Raw genomic sequence first — 16109 nt, 5'->3', positions numbered from 1 at the left:
GATTAATAGTTTTGAGTTGCACTATTAAGTTTTTTAATAGTAGAATATAAATAGTTACATAGTATTTATGTTTAAAATTTTTGAAAGAGGTGTAATCATGAAAGAATTAAAAAGAGTATTAGTAGGATTGGATGTCACTGAGAAATCGAATAATGTCCTAAAAAGAGCGTTAAGCATAGCCAATGAACATAAAGCTGATCTCTTTATTGTTCATGCAGTACGGACACCTTGGATTGGGGTACCAAGTTATTTCGGTGGTAAAGATATTGTCATAGATCATCAGAGTATCGCTAAAAATATAGAAAAAAAGATCAAACCATTGAACCGAGAGTTTAAAGTCAACTGTTTTGTCTTTGTAAAAGAGGGTAATCCCCATGATATCATACTCTATGAATCAAAATTAAATCAAATCGATATGATAATCATAGGTGCCCACAGTAAGACAAAAAGACGAAAAGGATTCTTAGGTACGACAGCACAAAAAGTAGCACATTTAAGCCATATACCTGTGTTGATCGTCAAAAACAGTGCAAAAACCCCATATAAGAACATCATAGCACCAACAGATTTCGGAATGCAATCAAAGCAAAGTATTTTATTTGCCAAAGATATCTTTCCGAGCGCAAAAATAAGTGTAGTCAATGCTTTTGATACGATCTATATGGAAGGGCCTTATGCCGTAGTAGGTCGTGATCTGTCACAATATAATGATGTGGCTAAATCCTGTGCAAAAAGTGATCTAAAGAATTTTATGCAGGAAGTATCTCTCAAAAAAGGTAAAGTGATCGATGGTGAACTCTATACGAAAGAGACACTGGTCAATTATATCAAGGACGGTCAGTATGACCTTGTCATTGTTGGATCACGCGGCACAGTAGGATTGAATGCATTGTTGGGAAGTGTGGCAAACTATATTTTAAGAGAAACATCAAAAGATGTCCTGATATATGTACCGTAGACCCATACGGTTATAGAAGAGTATATTTAAACAAAGGGGTAAAATATGAAAAAGAGAGATGATCTGGACTTGAATGAATTTGAGAACATATTACAAGAAAAATTGGCACATATCGAGAGTAATATTGAACAGCTTAGATCAGAGCTTGAGAGTGTCGGAAGTGATGACGGGATCAATGATATGGAAGATCTCGCATCTCTTCAAAGTCTCAGCAGTAAAGATAACACGATCTTAGATCAGCAGGAGAATGAGCGAAAAGAGACGCTGCATGCACTTGCAAAAATAAAAAACGGAACCTACGGCATATGTGAAGAGAGTGCAAGACCGATACCTGAGGAGAGATTAAGAGTGAACCCTATTGCCAGAACCAAGGTGTAGTAGAGAAATAAAAGGGGCGTATGATAAACAATGGTGATTGTTTATTTTGTCCCATGACATGTTACGTGGATGTACTTTAGAGAGAAGGAGATTTTCAGATGAAAATTGGTATTCCCAAAGAGATAAAGAGTAAGGAGTACAGGGTAGGAATGATCCCCTCTGGAGTGAGGTCACTTGTAGAGGCCGGACATCAAGTCTATATAGAAAAGGATGCCGGAGAGAAAAGCGGGTTTTTCGACAGTGACTATCAGCAGGCAGGAGGGTTCATTCTTGACGATCCCAAAGAGATATTTTCGATCTGTGAAATGATCGTAAAAGTGAAAGAGCCTCAGCAAGAGGAGTATGATAGTCTAAAACCGGGACAGATACTCTTTACCTATCTGCATCTTGCCCCCAATAAAAAGTTAACGGAGATACTTCTTGAAAAAAAAGTGACGGCCTTAGGCTATGAAACAGTTCAAGATAACGGAAGATTGCCACTGCTTTCACCCATGAGTCAAATAGCGGGCAGAGTGGCTCCTATGGTTGCAAGCTATTTTCTTTCCATGCATAATAAGGGAATGGGTGTATTGATAAGCGGTTCAACCGGTATACTTCCTTCTAAAGTCCTGATCATAGGCAGTGGGAATGTAGCAAAGAATGCGGCTAAGATCGCTTCAGGTATGGGTGCGGATGTGATAGTGATGGGAAGAAATCTACAGAGTATGAGATCCATTGAAGCGTCTATGGGCTCAAATGTCTCAACACTTTACTCCAATGCGTACAATATGGAAAAAATCTTGCCTATTGTCGATATCGTGATTTGTGCAGTCTATGTCACCGGTGAAAAGACACCGCAACTCATTACAAGAAAGATGCTCTCTTATTGTAAAAAAGGGACAGTATTAGTTGATGTTGCTATAGATCAGGGAGGATGCATAGAGACATCCAGACCTACAACGCATGACGAGCCTGTTTTTGAGGTAGATGGTGTGCTGCACTATTGTGTAGCTAATATACCCGGGGATTACCCTCTCACAGCTACAGAGGCATTGGCAAATGCAACGATACCCTATGTAAAGAAGATTGCTGATCTTGGGTGGAAAAATGCATGTTTAGAAGATACAGTTATCTACAGCGGGGTTAATGTTGCAGGTGGATTTGTGACGGATGAGGCTGTAGCCAATGCACATCAAATGGACTATCAGATGCTAAAAGATATCATGTATGATTGTCCTGAATTTGGAGATACTTTATGATAAAAGCACTTACGAGCGATAAACTTTATAACCAGTGTGACTTGGGATTGTTTGATTTTGATACGACTGCGGAACTGGAAGATCCTCATGAGATCATAGGGCAGGATAGAGCACTCAAAGCCATCAGTTTTGGAATAGGTATCAAGAAGGATGGATACAATCTTTATGCTATGGGAAGAGTGGGCAGCGGTAAACATACAGTGGTAAAAAAGTTTATCCAGAGTAAGGCAAAAGATGAAAATAAACCGGGTGACTGGTGTTATGTCAATAATTTTGAAGACCCTAGAAAACCGATCTATCTTAAGCTTGAATCTTCTATGGGAGTAGAGCTCAGAAAGGATATGGAAGAGCTGATAGAAGAGTTGCAAACGGTCATTCCGTCTATCTTTGAAAGTGAAGAGTATCGTATAGAAAAACAGGCAATTATAGATAAGCTGACAGAAGCCAAAGAGAAATCCTTAAGGGAAGTGAAAAAAAGAGCTAAAGAAGAGGATATATTGATCAACTATACGCCTGCGGGCTATACACTTTCACCTATGACCCATGATGGAAAAGTACTTGCAAAAGAAGAGTATCAAGCACTAAGCACACAAGATAAAGATCAGATACAGGAGAAGATACTCAAATTCAGGAATGAGTTGGAAAATATCGTTCAAGATATTGTAATCGAGAGTAAAATACAGCAAAAGGAGATTCGCGAGCTTGAAAGAAAAATGACTAAAAAAGCTGTAGATACCAGTATCAAGGAACTGAAAAATAAATATCACCCCTATGAAAAAGTCGTAGCCTATTTAGAGAGTGTGGAAGAAGATATTATAGATAATTCACAGGATTTTTTAATTTCTGCTCAAAACAGTCTTGCAGCTATGGGAATGAACTATGCCAAACAAAGCGGTATATTTAACAGATACAATGTAAATGTTATCGTAGCGCATAAAGACCAAGAGGGTGCGCCTATCGTTTATGAGGATAATCCAACCTATACAAATCTGTTTGGAGAGATCGAGCACATTGCCCAAATGGGAACACTTTTAACAGATTTCAATCTTATCAAAGCCGGTGCATTACATAAAGCCAATGGCGGATATCTGATACTGGATGCTTCAAAGGTTTTAATGCAGCCTTTTGTCTGGGAAGGGCTGAAAAGGATGCTGAGATCTTCGGAGATCCGTATAGAACCGCTTGCCCGTTCATTGAGTTTGATAAGTACGCTCTCTTTGGAGCCTGAGACCATTGAACTGGATATCAAGATCGTACTTATAGGCGACAGATTGCTCTACTATCTCCTCTATAATTATGATCCTGAGTTCAGAGAACTCTTTAAGATCAATGCTGATTTTGAAAATGAGACAGAGAGGAATGATGAAAATATTCAGCTTTATACCAGAATGATAAGTATGATCGCAAAAGATAATGGCCTTTTACCATTGGACAAACAGGCGGTCGGCAAGGTGATCGAATACAGTTCCCGTATGGCAGAGGACAGCAAAAAGCTTACCACACATCTGGGAGGGTTGAGTGATCTGTTACATGAGGCTGATTTTATCGCTTCACAAGAACAGATGGAGCATATTTCAAAAGTACAGATAGATCAAGCCATTAAAGAAAAGATAGAAAGATCAGACAGGATCAAAGATAAGATGTATGAAGCAATACAGAGGGGAACTATACTGATAGAGACAGAAGGGTCAGCTATAGGTCAGATCAATGGGGTTGCTGTACTTGATCTTGGAAATTTCTCCTTCGGCCATCCTTCAAAGATCACAGCATTGACACGTTTGGGTAAAGATGGTGTGATCAATATAGAAAGAGAAGCAAAACTCAGCGGTCCGACCCATGATAAGGGGATCATGATACTGTCAGCCTATTTGGCTGCTACCTATGCAAAGGATTTTCCTTTAACGATGACTGCTACACTGGTCTTTGAACAATCCTACGGAAAGATTGACGGTGACAGTGCTTCATGTGCAGAACTTCTCACGCTACTCTCTTCATTGAGTGAAGTTGCACTTGATCAATCCATAGCTGTGACCGGCTCAGTCAATCAAAATGGTCAGGTACAGGCAGTAGGGGGGATCAATGAAAAAATAGAGGGTTTTTTTGATGTCTGTAGCTTGGTCAAGAGCAAAAAACGCCATGGTATTATTATCCCCGCATCCAATGTCAAGCATCTGATGTTGAAAGAAGAAGTGTTAGAAGCTGTAAAAAAGAAAAGATTCAAGATCTATGCTATTGAGAGTGTCAATGAAGGTTTGGAGATACTTACAGGCAAAAAAAGCGGTATAAAAGACAAGAACGGTCATTTCCCAAAAGAGAGTATCAATTACCTTGTAGAAGAGAAATTGAAGCTTTTTGCAAATAAGAGCAGACAAAAAAAGATATGAGAAGCGTATGATTATTTGTAGCTGTATCATTCACCTGGAACTGCCTTATGTCCAATCACTCAAAGGGCGCAGAAGTGTTACAAACAGTATGAAAGAGAAACTTAAAGCATTTAATGTCTCTGTGATGGATATCAGTGGTGAGTATGCCAAAGAGGCAGACATTGCTTTTGTTTTTCTCTCTCCAAATACGCTTAAATCCACACAGTATCGTGAAAAGATCGAACAAATGCTTGAGAGGAATTTTTCAGAATACCACTTTGAACTGGAGTATGAAGAGATCTGAGTCCGGAGAATACTACTATGACCTGTCTGTTTGACTAGGTCGGTAAACAGTGTAAAGAAAAATGCCTATCCCCATCAAGAATCCTGTGAGAAAAATAGCCCATGGAAAGTGTATACCGGTGTGCTGTTCATGTAAAGATGATCCGGGTATCATAAAAGAAACAATAATGAGCAGTACCGAAGTCAACTCAAGCAGGATGAAGCTTCTGCCAAAATGAAAAAAGCGGTTTTTCTGATGTTGAAAAAGTAGGGTTGTACCGGCATAGATGAATCCTATGGAGACAAGGACCGGTGCCCAGACGGGTCCAACCCAAGGTGCAGGTATAAGAAAGAGTATATCCCATGTATTCAAACTTTCCGGCCAATGAAGAAGCAACTTTAAAAAAATGTAGTAGAAAATATCCCATAGGCCAAAGAGTAGGAAAAAAGCTGCGAATCGGCTTTGCATTTTGTTGTAGGCCAGAGATACTGTCGTCCAGAGTATCAGCAGTGTCGCTGCTTCACGGAGCAGTTCAGTCAACAGTATATGATCCTCTATCCTGACCAAAGGAAAAGCAAAACCTTCCGGATAATATATCTCCCGAAGATAAACGACAACAGCAGATTCCATATATCCAAATACTATACCCCATACTATCAACCACAACAGCTGTTTTGACATCATCATCCTTCATTGGTATATTCATAGTTTTTATTATAGCATGATGAAAAGTGGATGTTTAGAGATGGTCTTGTTAAGACTCTAACACTTGATCTAAATATCTCTTCATACGTCGGTAATGATCACCCCGCCAGTAGATACGATCACAGTTAGGACAGTATTCAAAATAATTAAAATACTTTTTGACCTTTTCAGGCAGACGTTCTAGCACCTTCTCTTTTTCGATGATTTGAAGTGGAGTGTTGCAGATGATACAACGGCTAAGGGAGAGAGGATGTTTCTGCAGCTTGTACAACTCTATCAATAATTTTAGCTGTGCTTGAGTCTCTTTGGGCTCTAAAAAAAATACAGGAGCATTTTTACGTTGAGAAAGGCAACGGTCCCTGGTTAGAATCGTGCGTTCCTCATCTTTTGCTAATTGGATCAGAGCATCATCTTCTATATGAGGGAAGTAAAGCGTGTCGATCCCCAGAAGTCGAAGAAATTTTGCCAGCTTTCCAAGATGGCAATCAGCGATGAACTTTATGTTATTATTTTTAGCAAGATCATGAGAGTACTGCATTACTTACGAGGTGTTTCCTCGGAGACAGTAGTCCATTCTTCAAGGCCTGTCGGGAAGTTTTCAAGCTCATTTTTAAATCTATCCCATTCAATATAGTCTGTATTAAATGTAGCAACATCTTCTGCAGCCTCTTCTGCAGTTTGATATTCACCAAGCCGTTCTTCATTTATCCAAAGCTCGTACTGTAAAAGACCTTTATGCACGATCTCAAATGTTCCCACGTCAGAATTATAAATATAGTTTTCCATAATACTATCTCCATGCATGTATATCATGTATCTATATAAAGGAATGCATCCAAACCTCTTGAACTGTACAGCTTTATATGGCTGTCTTTAACATATTTTAACACAAATATATTGATTTCTTTTTTCTTATTTGATATTATAGAAACAAGTTATCTTAATAATGTATGAGAGGTGCATAAGATGAAACGCATACTTTTTTTCTTCATCATAACATTCTTACCTCTTCTGGCCAGTAGCACTACGGTCATCAAATTAGAGATAAAAGGTGCAGTAGGACCTGCAAGTAGTAATTATCTGAAAGAGGGTATGGCAACCGCAGTGCAAGACAATGCCCAGATGATATTGATAGAGCTTGATACACCGGGAGGCCTTTCTACATCTATGCGGGAGATGATACAGGAGATCACGAACAGTTCCCTTCCTGTTGTTACCTATGTCTCTCCCAAAGGTGCACGGGCTGCAAGTGCGGGAACCTATCTTCTCTATGCATCTCATGTAGCTGCCATGGCACCCGGAACCAATCTTGGTGCAGCAACTCCGGTCAGTTTGATGCCTGTACCCAAAATGACCGATGAAAATATCACTACACCCACATCCCTTGAGAAAAAAGTCATCAATGATGCTATGGCCTACATCAAAAGTCTGGCTGAACTCAATGATCGTAATATTACATGGGCTATGGAAGCGGTAAAAGATGCTAAAAGTATTTCTGCCAAAGATGCACTGCGCTATCATGTGGTCGACTTGATGGCTGAGAATAGCACTGAACTTTTGAATAAACTGGATGGAACACGCCTTAGAGTCTCAGGAAAAGAGATCACACTCAGCACAAAAAATGCAGTCATTCATACTTTTGAACCTGACTGGAAAACACAACTCTTAATGATCATTACCGACCCAAATATTGCCTATATCCTATTGCTGATAGCCATATACGGGATCTTTTTTGAACTAATGAATCCAGGCGCCATATTCCCTGGTGTGATAGGGGTTATATCAGGTGTGATCTCCTTGTATGCACTGAATATGCTTCCGTTTAATTATGCGGGACTACTGCTGATACTCTTGGGTATTGGTTTTATGGTTGCCGAAGTGTTGATTGCAGGGTTCGGTATTTTGGGGGTTGGCGGAGTGGCTGCTTTTACATTTGGTTCACTGCTTCTTTTTGATACCGATACACTGGGGAGCGGGGTCTCCATTCCCCTCATTATTGCTTTCACCTTGGTGAGTCTGACTTTTTTCATCTTTGTGATACGTTTCCTTATTAAATCAAGGTCTGTCAAAATAGTCACCGGCGTTGATGAGATGATCGGTTCTACTGCTGAAGTCCTTGAAACCTCTGAAAAAGGATATCGTGTCCGCTGCCACGGTGAAGTATGGTATGCTGAATCTGATAGTGTACTACAGATAGGTCAAAAAGTACGTGTAGAGAGTCTATCTGGCCTTGTGCTGCACGTCAATCCAAAAAAGGAGTAAATAATGGTACCTATACTACCAATGACAACTGTCTATATCGTAATGTTACTGATCATTTTTTTGGCATCTGCCATTCGTATTTTACGTGAATATGAGCGAGGAGTGATCTTCACCCTTGGTCGATTTACAGGAGTAAAAGGCCCCGGTCTGATCATATTGATACCGTTTATACAGAGAATGGAACGCGTGGACCTGCGTATCATTGTTTTGGATGTACCAGAACAAGATGTGATTTCACATGATAATGTTTCTGTGAATGTCAATGCCGTAGTCTATTTTCGTGTAGTTGATCCTGAAAAAGCGATCATACAGGTAGAGAACTTCTATGCTGCGACCAGTCAGCTTGCACAGACGACCCTTCGTTCCGTTCTTGGTCGCCATGAACTTGATGAAATGCTTGCAGAACGGGAACAATTGAATTATGATATACAGGAGATACTTGATAAACAGACTGATACCTGGGGTATCAAGATATCCAATGTTGAGATCAAGCATGTAGACCTTAATGAAAGTATGGTACGTGCTATTGCCAAGCAGGCGGAAGCAGAAAGAGAACGTCGTGCAAAAGTGATCAATGCAAAAGGAGAACTTGAAGCCAGTAAAAACCTTGTTGAAGCGGCTAAAATTCTCAGTGATAATCCTCATGGAATACAATTGCGTTATCTGCAGACTCTTAGTGATATATCCAATGATAAAACCAATACAGTGGTCTTTCCTTTTCCATCTGATTTTCAGCAGTTTATGAAGGGGATCGTAAAAGAGTAACTGAAGCAAGGTTTATTGATGGCTAGTTTTGTTTTTTAACAAAGGTTGCTATTCATGAATCCAATTGAGGATGGTTGTATGATGGAGAATGCAATAAAGGGTAGAAAAATGCTTTCATTTATAGCTGTATTGAGTATCTCTTACGTGCTTCTGTGTGTATTACTTTTTGTCTTTCAGCGCCAGATGATTTATTTACCCACCTCTGAAGTAAGTGTTCCGGATACGGCATACACTATACTAGATACAGGTGAAGTACGTATCAAGGTATGGACACTTAACCCAGGAAAAAAGAAAGCACTAATCTACTTTGGAGGTAATGCTGAGAACGTTGCTTACAACATCGATGATTTTCAAACACTTTTTGCCGACCGTACAGTCTATCTTGTGAACTATCGAGGTTATGGTGGAAGTAGTGGAGTACCTCATGAGCAGGGATTTTACCATGATGCATTGTATCTCTATGATCATGTTAGAACACAATATGCGGCAATCTCAACGATGGGACGCAGTATCGGTGCGGCGGTTTCGACCTATCTTGCCTCAAAACGAAATGTTGATAAGCTTATTCTCATAACACCATTTGACAGTGCCGTGAATGTTGCTAAAAAATACTACTGGTTTTTCCCGATCGATCTTATTTTGAAGGAACGGTTAGATACTGCTGGAAGGGCTGCTGATATCACTGCTGATACACTTATCATAGCAGCGGCCGATGACAGGATTATTCCTCATAGTTGTAGCCTTGATCTTATCAAGGCTTTTCGCAAAACACGGGTAGAGGCTGTAACACTTGAAAATACCGGGCACAACACTGTACATCTTCATCCCGATTACAAAAAGATCATTACTTCGTTTATGAGATAGGTTTAAAAATTTAACATCCGCTATTGTAATATTTTATAGTATTAAGAATTGTCCTGAGTTTTAAAGAAACGTAATACTTCATTATCATTTACATCGTACCAGTTTTCATAGACTTGGGCTACGGCATAAAAAGGCACAGGTGATTCCAATACTATAACCCCGTCAACTATTTTGGAAAACTTTTCTATCGTTTGACGGCCGGCAACGGGAGCAGCTACGATGATCTTTTTAGCTTTTGCTTTTTTGCACAGTTCTACTGCTACATGCATGGTCGATCCCATTGCTATACCGTCATCGACCAATATCACTGTACGCCCTTTTATAGTAGGATGCGGCTTTCCTTCTCTTAGTGTCTGGATACGTCTTTTTATTTCAAGGCTTTGTTCTGCAATGATCTGTTCGATCTCTTTTTCAGATACTGAAGAAGCAGCCGATGCATTGATATAGAGTGAACCATCTTCTGCAATAGCACCAAAACCGCTCTCTGTATTATCAGGAAAAGGGAGTTTCCGACAGATAAGTAGTGAAAAGTCACTATTCAGTGCTTTTGAAACCTCATATCCCAATTCCACACCGCCTCTTGGAATTGCAAATACCAAGGGGTCCTCTACTTTATATCTCTGCAGTGCAGCAGCCAGTTTTTGACCGGCATCTTTACGATCTTTAAACATGTATGATCCTTTACTATGATAGTGATCAAGACAAACTAGTCACATGCATCATTGCTGCAAAATCGACTTTCTATACCATCACTGCCACTAAAATGGCTCCAGTCGATATTGGAAATCCTTGATATTCGTGCTTCATATTGCTCTTTAGTGATACCTTCATAGGGCATTTGTACATATGCCCCTGTATCTGAATGTGGCAACATCGAGACAGACTTGATGAGTGGTACAAACTTTGAGAGCATATGTTCGATATGGGGACCTTCAATTTTTGGGTCAAAATAGACAGTACAACTGACCATATTATCGCTCCATTCACGCTGTAGCAGGGTTAAAAGAGAGAACTGCTCCTCGGCTGGAACATCTTTTGCTTTCCTTGTTTGACCTTGATATATCGGAAATTCAAATACCGTTGTATTGGCACTGTAGTGGTCTTTTTCATATGGTACACCAGCCTCTTTGAGTACACTGCAAATAGGTGAAATGTTTCCGATCCGTATACGGCGTATAGCATACTGAAATGTCGGAAAGTGCATACCTGGACTACAGCCGACCAACTGGCTGATAGTCCCTGAGGGTTTGACGGTTGTCACTCTGATTGATAGAGGAATATCTGCTTCTACAGCCAATCTCTGATTGACAGAACGTACTAGTTTGTACCCCTTTTTCAGTCTAGAGGTTAGATCTGCTATTCCAGCTCTATCAAGCATGTCTGCAATGCCTGAAATACTGACACCTATACGACGATTTCGTGAAATGACCGCATTTGTTTCATGACGGTGTGTCATGAGTAATGACACTGTTGAAGCGTAAAACGTTGCATACTCCATTGCTTGATAAAAACCATCCTCATTCAGACAGCGTGATGGAAAAACTTCAGAGAGATTACAGAGTTCAAAACTCTCTAAAGCAATTTCAGAGCAGGGGTTTGCCAGCGATGCACTCTCTTTGGCTTCCTCACCGTAACGTGCATATTTTTGAACATTCATCAGGTTCATGATGCCTGGTTCCCCATTCTCACGAATATGTTCAGCGATCAGCGGGAGTTTTTCAAGATCTTCTGTTTTAGTTAGTACAACTGTATTATTTGAGATCCATCCTATTTCAGCACGTTCCGGGTTTTTTCTATAATCCTTCAATTCCAAAAAACTATTGTCATCGACTGAGCCCAGTGCTATCTCAGCACTTCTGCGTACATTCCCTGCTACAACACAGACACCGATCGCATTCATCACATCAGCTACACAACGCGTCTTATCGATTTTTCCATTGCAATAAGTGTCCAGATATGTTTCAATACGTAGATGTAATTCTTTTAATGGAGCTGGACCGGATGCAGTACCGCCAAAACCATGGATCGGGGAACCCTCGGGGCGGATCAGGCTATAATCAAAAGAGAACCATGGTGTTTGTTTTGTATAGCTTTCTATTAAGAGTTTTACGGACTCAGCCCAACCCTCTCTACTGTCCGGGATGATATACACTGCCGGATTTTTTTTATCAGGCAGGATAACAGTATCACCTTGCCATGCAGTATTAAAACCGACTCCGACCCCACACATGAGCATATCCATGGTCCATTCTGCCGCAAGGGAAAGATCCGTTGTATCGACAGCACCGCAGTTGTTTAATGCTGCACCTCCACGATCATAAATATACTTCGTACCCATGATCCATAGACCACGTCCCGGAGGAAGCCACTGCATATCGAACATGGACAAAGCAAGTTTTTGAGCGTAGTGCTGCCATTTTACTTCATCCCAGACTAAAGCGTTTGAGAGGTAATGGTCTTTTCGGATTGACAGCACGCCATTGATTACGCGAATCACCGTATCTGCCCAATGTTCCTGTGTACCGTCAGGTTTGATCCGGCTGTATGTACGATAATAGACTGCTTCGCCGAAGCCACCAAAACCGAACTTCGCCTTTTTGCCAATGAGTTCTTCACAAAACGTTTTTTCTAGAGTGAACCGTTCCTTGACAACTTTTTTTGAGTGGATGATCTCTTTATTTTTTGGACTCATAATACAAATACTCTTTAATGGCATCCATAAATGCATTCAAGTCTGAAGGCTGTCTGGAAGTGATCAAGTTTTTATCGATGACTACTTCTTCATCTTTATAGGTTGCACCTGCATCTTTAAGTTCTTGTGCAATGCTCTTGTATCCTGTTGCGACTCTTCCTGCCATTAAACCGGCTGATATCAAGATCTGAGGACCATGGCAGATAGCTGCAACCAGCTTGTCATGATCAAAAAAGTATCGTGCTATTTCTAATGCTTTCTCTTCTTGGCGTATCAATGAGGGACTTTTGCCTCCAGGAAGTATCAGCATGTCATACTGCTCTGGATCTACTTCTTTGAGTGTGGTTGTGGCATAGACATTAAACCCGTGTTTCCCAATGATCGCACCCTTTTTGGTAGATGCGATATCTACATGTATACCCAGTTCCCGAAGAGATTGATAAGGGATTTTTAACTCAGAATCTTCAAAAAGATCTGTACTGATGATTAAAGCTTTCATACATTTCTCCTCATACATTAAAGTAACAGACTGAAAGAAAGTATAACATATTACGAAATATGAATGATGATTATACTCTAGAATTAAAGATATAGGTCTTATTGACATGCATATTAAAAAGTTATATACTAATTAAATAATATCTAATATACAAAGGAGCAATCATGTTATTAACGAAATTTGACCCGATGAGAGATTTTAGAGATTTAGAAGAGAGAATGGCAAGTGCATTCAGATTTCCGGAGATCGGTAGTGAGCTTACAAATGTTTCAGGTTTCACACCCTCAGTCAATACGAGAGAAGGGGATTATGCCTACCATGTAGAAGTTGATCTTCCCGGTGTGAAAAAAGATGATATACATGTAGATCTTAAAGATAATGTTCTGACAATTTCGGGTGAGAGAAAAACCAAGAAAGAGGTCAAAGAGAAAGATTACTATAAGAAAGAGAGCTCTTACGGTAAGTTTCAAAGAAGTTTTACACTGCCGGATAATACTGATGCGGAAAATATCGAAGCAAATTGTAAAGACGGTGTACTCGAAGTAGTGATACCAAAGGTAGAGAGAAGTAAAAAAGAGACGAAGAAGATCAAGATAAAGTAGCCATTCCCTGATGAAGAGGAAAGACTCCTCTTCATGGTATATCTATAATGGCGATTGGGTACCCCACAGTTCAACTATGCATTTTCTCTGAGGTATCGGTATCATATAATCGATAGGAGCTTTTATGATACTACATCATATCCCTAATATCTTAAGTCTGTTTCGTATTATCACTGCACCGTTTTTACTGCTTTCGGGCTGGTATGACCTACCCGTACTCTTTTTTGTACTTTTGGGAATGATGCTGCTTTCAGACGCGCTTGACGGTATCATTGCACGTATGATGGATCATACCACTGAGCAGGGAGCAAAACTCGATAGTTATGGAGATATATTGACCTATCTGAGTACACCTTTGGCAGTCTGGTGGCTGTGGCCGGAAATTGTAAAAGAAGAACTTTACTATATCATTGCCGGGATCGTTATCTATATTCTCCCTGCTATTTTTTCTCTTTTGAAATTTGGAAAGCTTGCCAGTTATCATACATGGATCACTAAGATCACTGCAGTAGTGATGAGTGTGGGTGTAGTAATGCTACTTGGATTTGATAATAATCTTTTGTTTCATGCTGCGATCTATTTTTTAGTGATCGCAACGGTTGAAAATATCGCGATCACGCTTATACTCCCGAAACAAAAAAAAGATATCTATTCTATCTGGCATGCGATGAAAGAGAGAACATAGAAAAAGGAGAAAATGGTGCAACTGACATTCTTGGGTACAAGCGCGGGGAAACCGACTAGAGAAAGAAATGTATCTGCACTTGCTTTGGAGTTTGAACAGGACAACAAATGGTATCTTTTTGACTGCGGTGAAGCCACGCAGCATCAGATACTTAGAAGCAGACTCTCGATCGGTAAATTGGATACGATCTTCATTACACATATGCATGGCGACCACTACTATGGTCTTCCCGGACTCTTGAGCTCAAAAAAACTCGATACCGCATTTAGACCTCTGACTCTATACGGTCCCACAGGGATCAAAAAATTTCTTGAGTGTGTGATAGATGTTTCATTTGAGAATCTTGGATATACGTTGAAGATCATAGAGTATAAAGCAGAGGAGACATTTGGTTTTGATAAGTTTTCATTGAAAGTCCTATCCCTTGAACACTCTATAGAAAGTTTTGCGTTTTATATCAAAGAGAACGATATTACGAACAGACTCAATGAAGCAAAATTGAGATCCTTCGGTCTGGAGCCATCGCCGCTGTATGGTGAACTGCAAAGGGGTAATTGCATTACATTCCAGGGTAAAAAGCTGGAACCAGGGGAGTTTATGCTTCCACCTGAAAGGGGAAGAAGATTGATCATAGCAGGAGATAACAGCAAGCCGGAAATACTCGGCAGATATCTTAAAGAGATCGATCTCTTGGTACATGAGTGTACCTATACGCAGCAAGATTATGATCATCTTCAGGCAAAAGTGCTGCACACGACTGCAAAAGACCTGGGAAAAGCAGTTCAAAAAAGGCATGTCAAAAATGTGATCGCTTCACATATCAACCCGAGGTATAACAACCATAGCATCAAGGGTACTGACGTACTCTATCATGAAATTAAAGCGTACTACAAAGGCAGAGTATTTATAGCGAATGATCTGGATGTTTATCGTCTCAGTAAAGATGGCATGGTTGAAAAACTATAGTTATATCGATGATCATGTAAAATCATTCAAGATAAATAATAGTATTTCAAATGCGATCAGAATAATGATGATCCATTCTAAAGTACTGCTGTGTTTATGGTTTTGCTCATCCGCAAGAATAGCCAATACCTCTTGCATCACATTCATCTTTCTATTAAGAATTTCGATACGGGATTGCAGCTCAAGATACTTTCTCATACTCTGATAATAGATATCCAGTTCAGGATACTCCCAGAAAAACTCCGGTGTATCTAAAAGTTCAAAATGTAAATAGATGTTTGATTTAGTGATAAAAAGACGTCCTCTCTCTTTGGCTATTTCCCGTCTGCTCATCTTTACACGACCGTTTTCAGCAAGATCCAAAGGAATATGTTCCGTTAATTCGAGGGCCTGTTTGATAGTGTCTTCAAAGTTTCCCAGCATGATAGATTGCTCAATGGCATAGGATATGGCAAGTTTTTTCAATTCATCATCAGAATCGATATAGATGGTGTCTAACTCAATTTTAACAGGCTGAATCGGAGAAATGTGATACTTGTAGTCTTCTAAGATCTTAACCGCACCGATGGAGGCACTGATCGTTTTAAGAAAGTACTCTTCATCATCAAAATCCCAAAATATGATCACGCCATATTTAAACAAAAAACAGAGATTGTTCTCTTTTTCAATGATCAGCACATCTTTTAAAAGTTTTGCACGAAAAGCGCCAACCACTTCTTTTCTGATCAGATCAAAGTCAAAACCATCGGTAAATTTATATGCTTTTATGATCCCCATCTCTTGGTCCTTTATAGTTTCCTAGAGTATATTATAGACTAAAAATGCATTTGTTATCACTAAAGTATAAGT

The 16109-nt window shown here is 39.8% G+C and carries 18 protein-coding genes; 11 read left to right on the top strand and 7 right to left on the bottom strand.

Annotated features, from left to right (window positions below; all coding sequences use genetic code 11):
* The first annotated feature begins 97 nt into the window (after positions 1-97).
* The 5 genes from MN086_RS06025 to MN086_RS06005 all read left to right on the top strand — a co-directional run bounded on the left by MN086_RS06025 (position 98) and on the right by MN086_RS06005 (position 5241).
* Positions 98-958: a universal stress protein gene (locus MN086_RS06025; RefSeq protein WP_248575114.1), complete on the top strand. Its 861-nt coding sequence runs from the start codon at positions 98-100 to the stop codon at positions 956-958.
* Positions 959-1003: 45 nt separating this feature from the next.
* Positions 1004-1336, top strand: a complete 333-nt coding sequence (locus tag MN086_RS06020) for a TraR/DksA C4-type zinc finger protein (RefSeq protein WP_248575113.1) — start codon at positions 1004-1006, stop codon at positions 1334-1336.
* Between the two features lie 98 nt (positions 1337-1434).
* Positions 1435-2574, top strand: a complete 1140-nt coding sequence (ald, locus tag MN086_RS06015) for an alanine dehydrogenase (protein ID WP_248575112.1) — start codon at positions 1435-1437, stop codon at positions 2572-2574.
* The gene (locus MN086_RS06010; protein ID WP_248575111.1) at positions 2571-4958 is read left to right on the top strand and encodes a Lon protease family protein; all 2388 of its coding nucleotides are present in this window, start codon (positions 2571-2573) and stop codon (positions 4956-4958) included. Before ald ends, MN086_RS06010 begins: the two co-directional genes overlap by 4 nt.
* A gap of 7 nt (positions 4959-4965) precedes the next feature.
* Complete coding sequence (locus tag MN086_RS06005; RefSeq protein WP_248575110.1) at positions 4966-5241, top strand: DUF503 family protein; 276 nt, start codon at positions 4966-4968, stop codon at positions 5239-5241.
* Positions 5242-5256: 15 nt separating this feature from the next.
* Here the strand turns inward: MN086_RS06005 and MN086_RS06000 are convergent, their stop codons facing one another.
* From MN086_RS06000 to MN086_RS05990, 3 genes are all read right to left on the bottom strand, one after another.
* Positions 5257-5901, bottom strand: coding sequence for a hypothetical protein (locus MN086_RS06000; RefSeq protein WP_248575109.1), 645 nt, complete (start codon positions 5899-5901; stop codon positions 5257-5259).
* Positions 5902-5974: 73 nt separating this feature from the next.
* Positions 5975-6463: a Mut7-C RNAse domain-containing protein gene (locus MN086_RS05995; protein ID WP_248575108.1), complete on the bottom strand. Its 489-nt coding sequence runs from the start codon at positions 6461-6463 to the stop codon at positions 5975-5977.
* Positions 6463-6684 carry a hypothetical protein gene (locus MN086_RS05990; protein ID WP_248575107.1) on the bottom strand — a complete coding sequence of 74 codons (222 nt, stop codon included), beginning with the start codon at positions 6682-6684 and terminating at the stop codon, positions 6463-6465. The genes MN086_RS05995 and MN086_RS05990 overlap by 1 nt, the downstream gene beginning before the upstream one ends.
* A 207-nt stretch (positions 6685-6891) precedes the next feature.
* On the opposite strand from MN086_RS05990, the gene MN086_RS05985 reads away from it, so the two are divergent.
* Genes MN086_RS05985 through MN086_RS05975 form a run of 3 tightly spaced genes read left to right on the top strand, consistent with a single transcriptional unit; the run spans position 6892 to position 9816 of the window.
* Positions 6892-8187 carry a nodulation protein NfeD gene (locus MN086_RS05985; protein ID WP_248575106.1) on the top strand — a complete coding sequence of 432 codons (1296 nt, stop codon included), beginning with the start codon at positions 6892-6894 and terminating at the stop codon, positions 8185-8187.
* A 3-nt stretch (positions 8188-8190) separates the two neighbouring features.
* Entirely contained in the window at positions 8191-8952 is a 762-nt protein-coding gene (locus MN086_RS05980; RefSeq protein ID WP_248575105.1) for a slipin family protein, read from the top strand.
* A 54-nt stretch (positions 8953-9006) separates the two neighbouring features.
* Positions 9007-9816: an alpha/beta hydrolase gene (locus MN086_RS05975; protein ID WP_248575104.1), complete on the top strand. Its 810-nt coding sequence runs from the start codon at positions 9007-9009 to the stop codon at positions 9814-9816.
* A gap of 41 nt (positions 9817-9857) precedes the next feature.
* Here the strand turns inward: MN086_RS05975 and MN086_RS05970 are convergent, their stop codons facing one another.
* The 3 genes from MN086_RS05970 to MN086_RS05960 are packed head-to-tail and all read right to left on the bottom strand — an operon-like array spanning position 9858 to position 13007.
* A complete protein-coding gene (locus tag MN086_RS05970) occupies positions 9858-10487 on the bottom strand; it encodes a phosphoribosyltransferase (RefSeq protein ID WP_248575103.1) in 630 nt (209 codons plus the stop codon).
* Between the two features lie 35 nt (positions 10488-10522).
* Complete coding sequence (locus MN086_RS05965; protein ID WP_248575102.1) at positions 10523-12508, bottom strand: fused protease/ribonucleoside-triphosphate reductase; 1986 nt, start codon at positions 12506-12508, stop codon at positions 10523-10525.
* Positions 12492-13007, bottom strand: a complete 516-nt coding sequence (locus MN086_RS05960) for a type 1 glutamine amidotransferase domain-containing protein (protein WP_248575101.1) — start codon at positions 13005-13007, stop codon at positions 12492-12494. Before MN086_RS05960 ends, MN086_RS05965 begins: the two co-directional genes overlap by 17 nt.
* Positions 13008-13171: 164 nt before the next feature.
* Between MN086_RS05960 and MN086_RS05955 the strand changes: the two genes are divergently transcribed.
* From MN086_RS05955 to MN086_RS05945, 3 genes are all read left to right on the top strand, one after another.
* Positions 13172-13609 (top strand): Hsp20/alpha crystallin family protein, encoded by a 438-nt coding sequence (locus MN086_RS05955; protein ID WP_248575100.1) that lies wholly within the window; start codon positions 13172-13174, stop codon positions 13607-13609.
* Positions 13610-13733: 124 nt separating this feature from the next.
* Positions 13734-14294 (top strand): CDP-alcohol phosphatidyltransferase family protein, encoded by a 561-nt coding sequence (locus tag MN086_RS05950; protein WP_248575099.1) that lies wholly within the window; start codon positions 13734-13736, stop codon positions 14292-14294.
* Between the two features lie 15 nt (positions 14295-14309).
* Positions 14310-15260, top strand: a complete 951-nt coding sequence (locus MN086_RS05945) for an MBL fold metallo-hydrolase (protein ID WP_248575098.1) — start codon at positions 14310-14312, stop codon at positions 15258-15260.
* 12 nt (positions 15261-15272) lie between these two features.
* On the opposite strand, the gene MN086_RS05940 is transcribed toward MN086_RS05945, so the two are convergent.
* Positions 15273-16037, bottom strand: a complete 765-nt coding sequence (locus MN086_RS05940; protein WP_248575097.1) for an RMD1 family protein — start codon at positions 16035-16037, stop codon at positions 15273-15275.
* Between the last annotated feature and the right edge of the window lie 72 nt (positions 16038-16109).

The organism is Sulfurovum sp. XGS-02 (assembly GCF_023213175.1).
Classification (GTDB): Bacteria; Campylobacterota; Campylobacteria; order Campylobacterales; family Sulfurovaceae; genus Sulfurovum.
The sequence above is the reverse complement of the archived record's forward strand: the minus strand, read 5'-3'. Positions and strand labels throughout refer to the sequence as shown.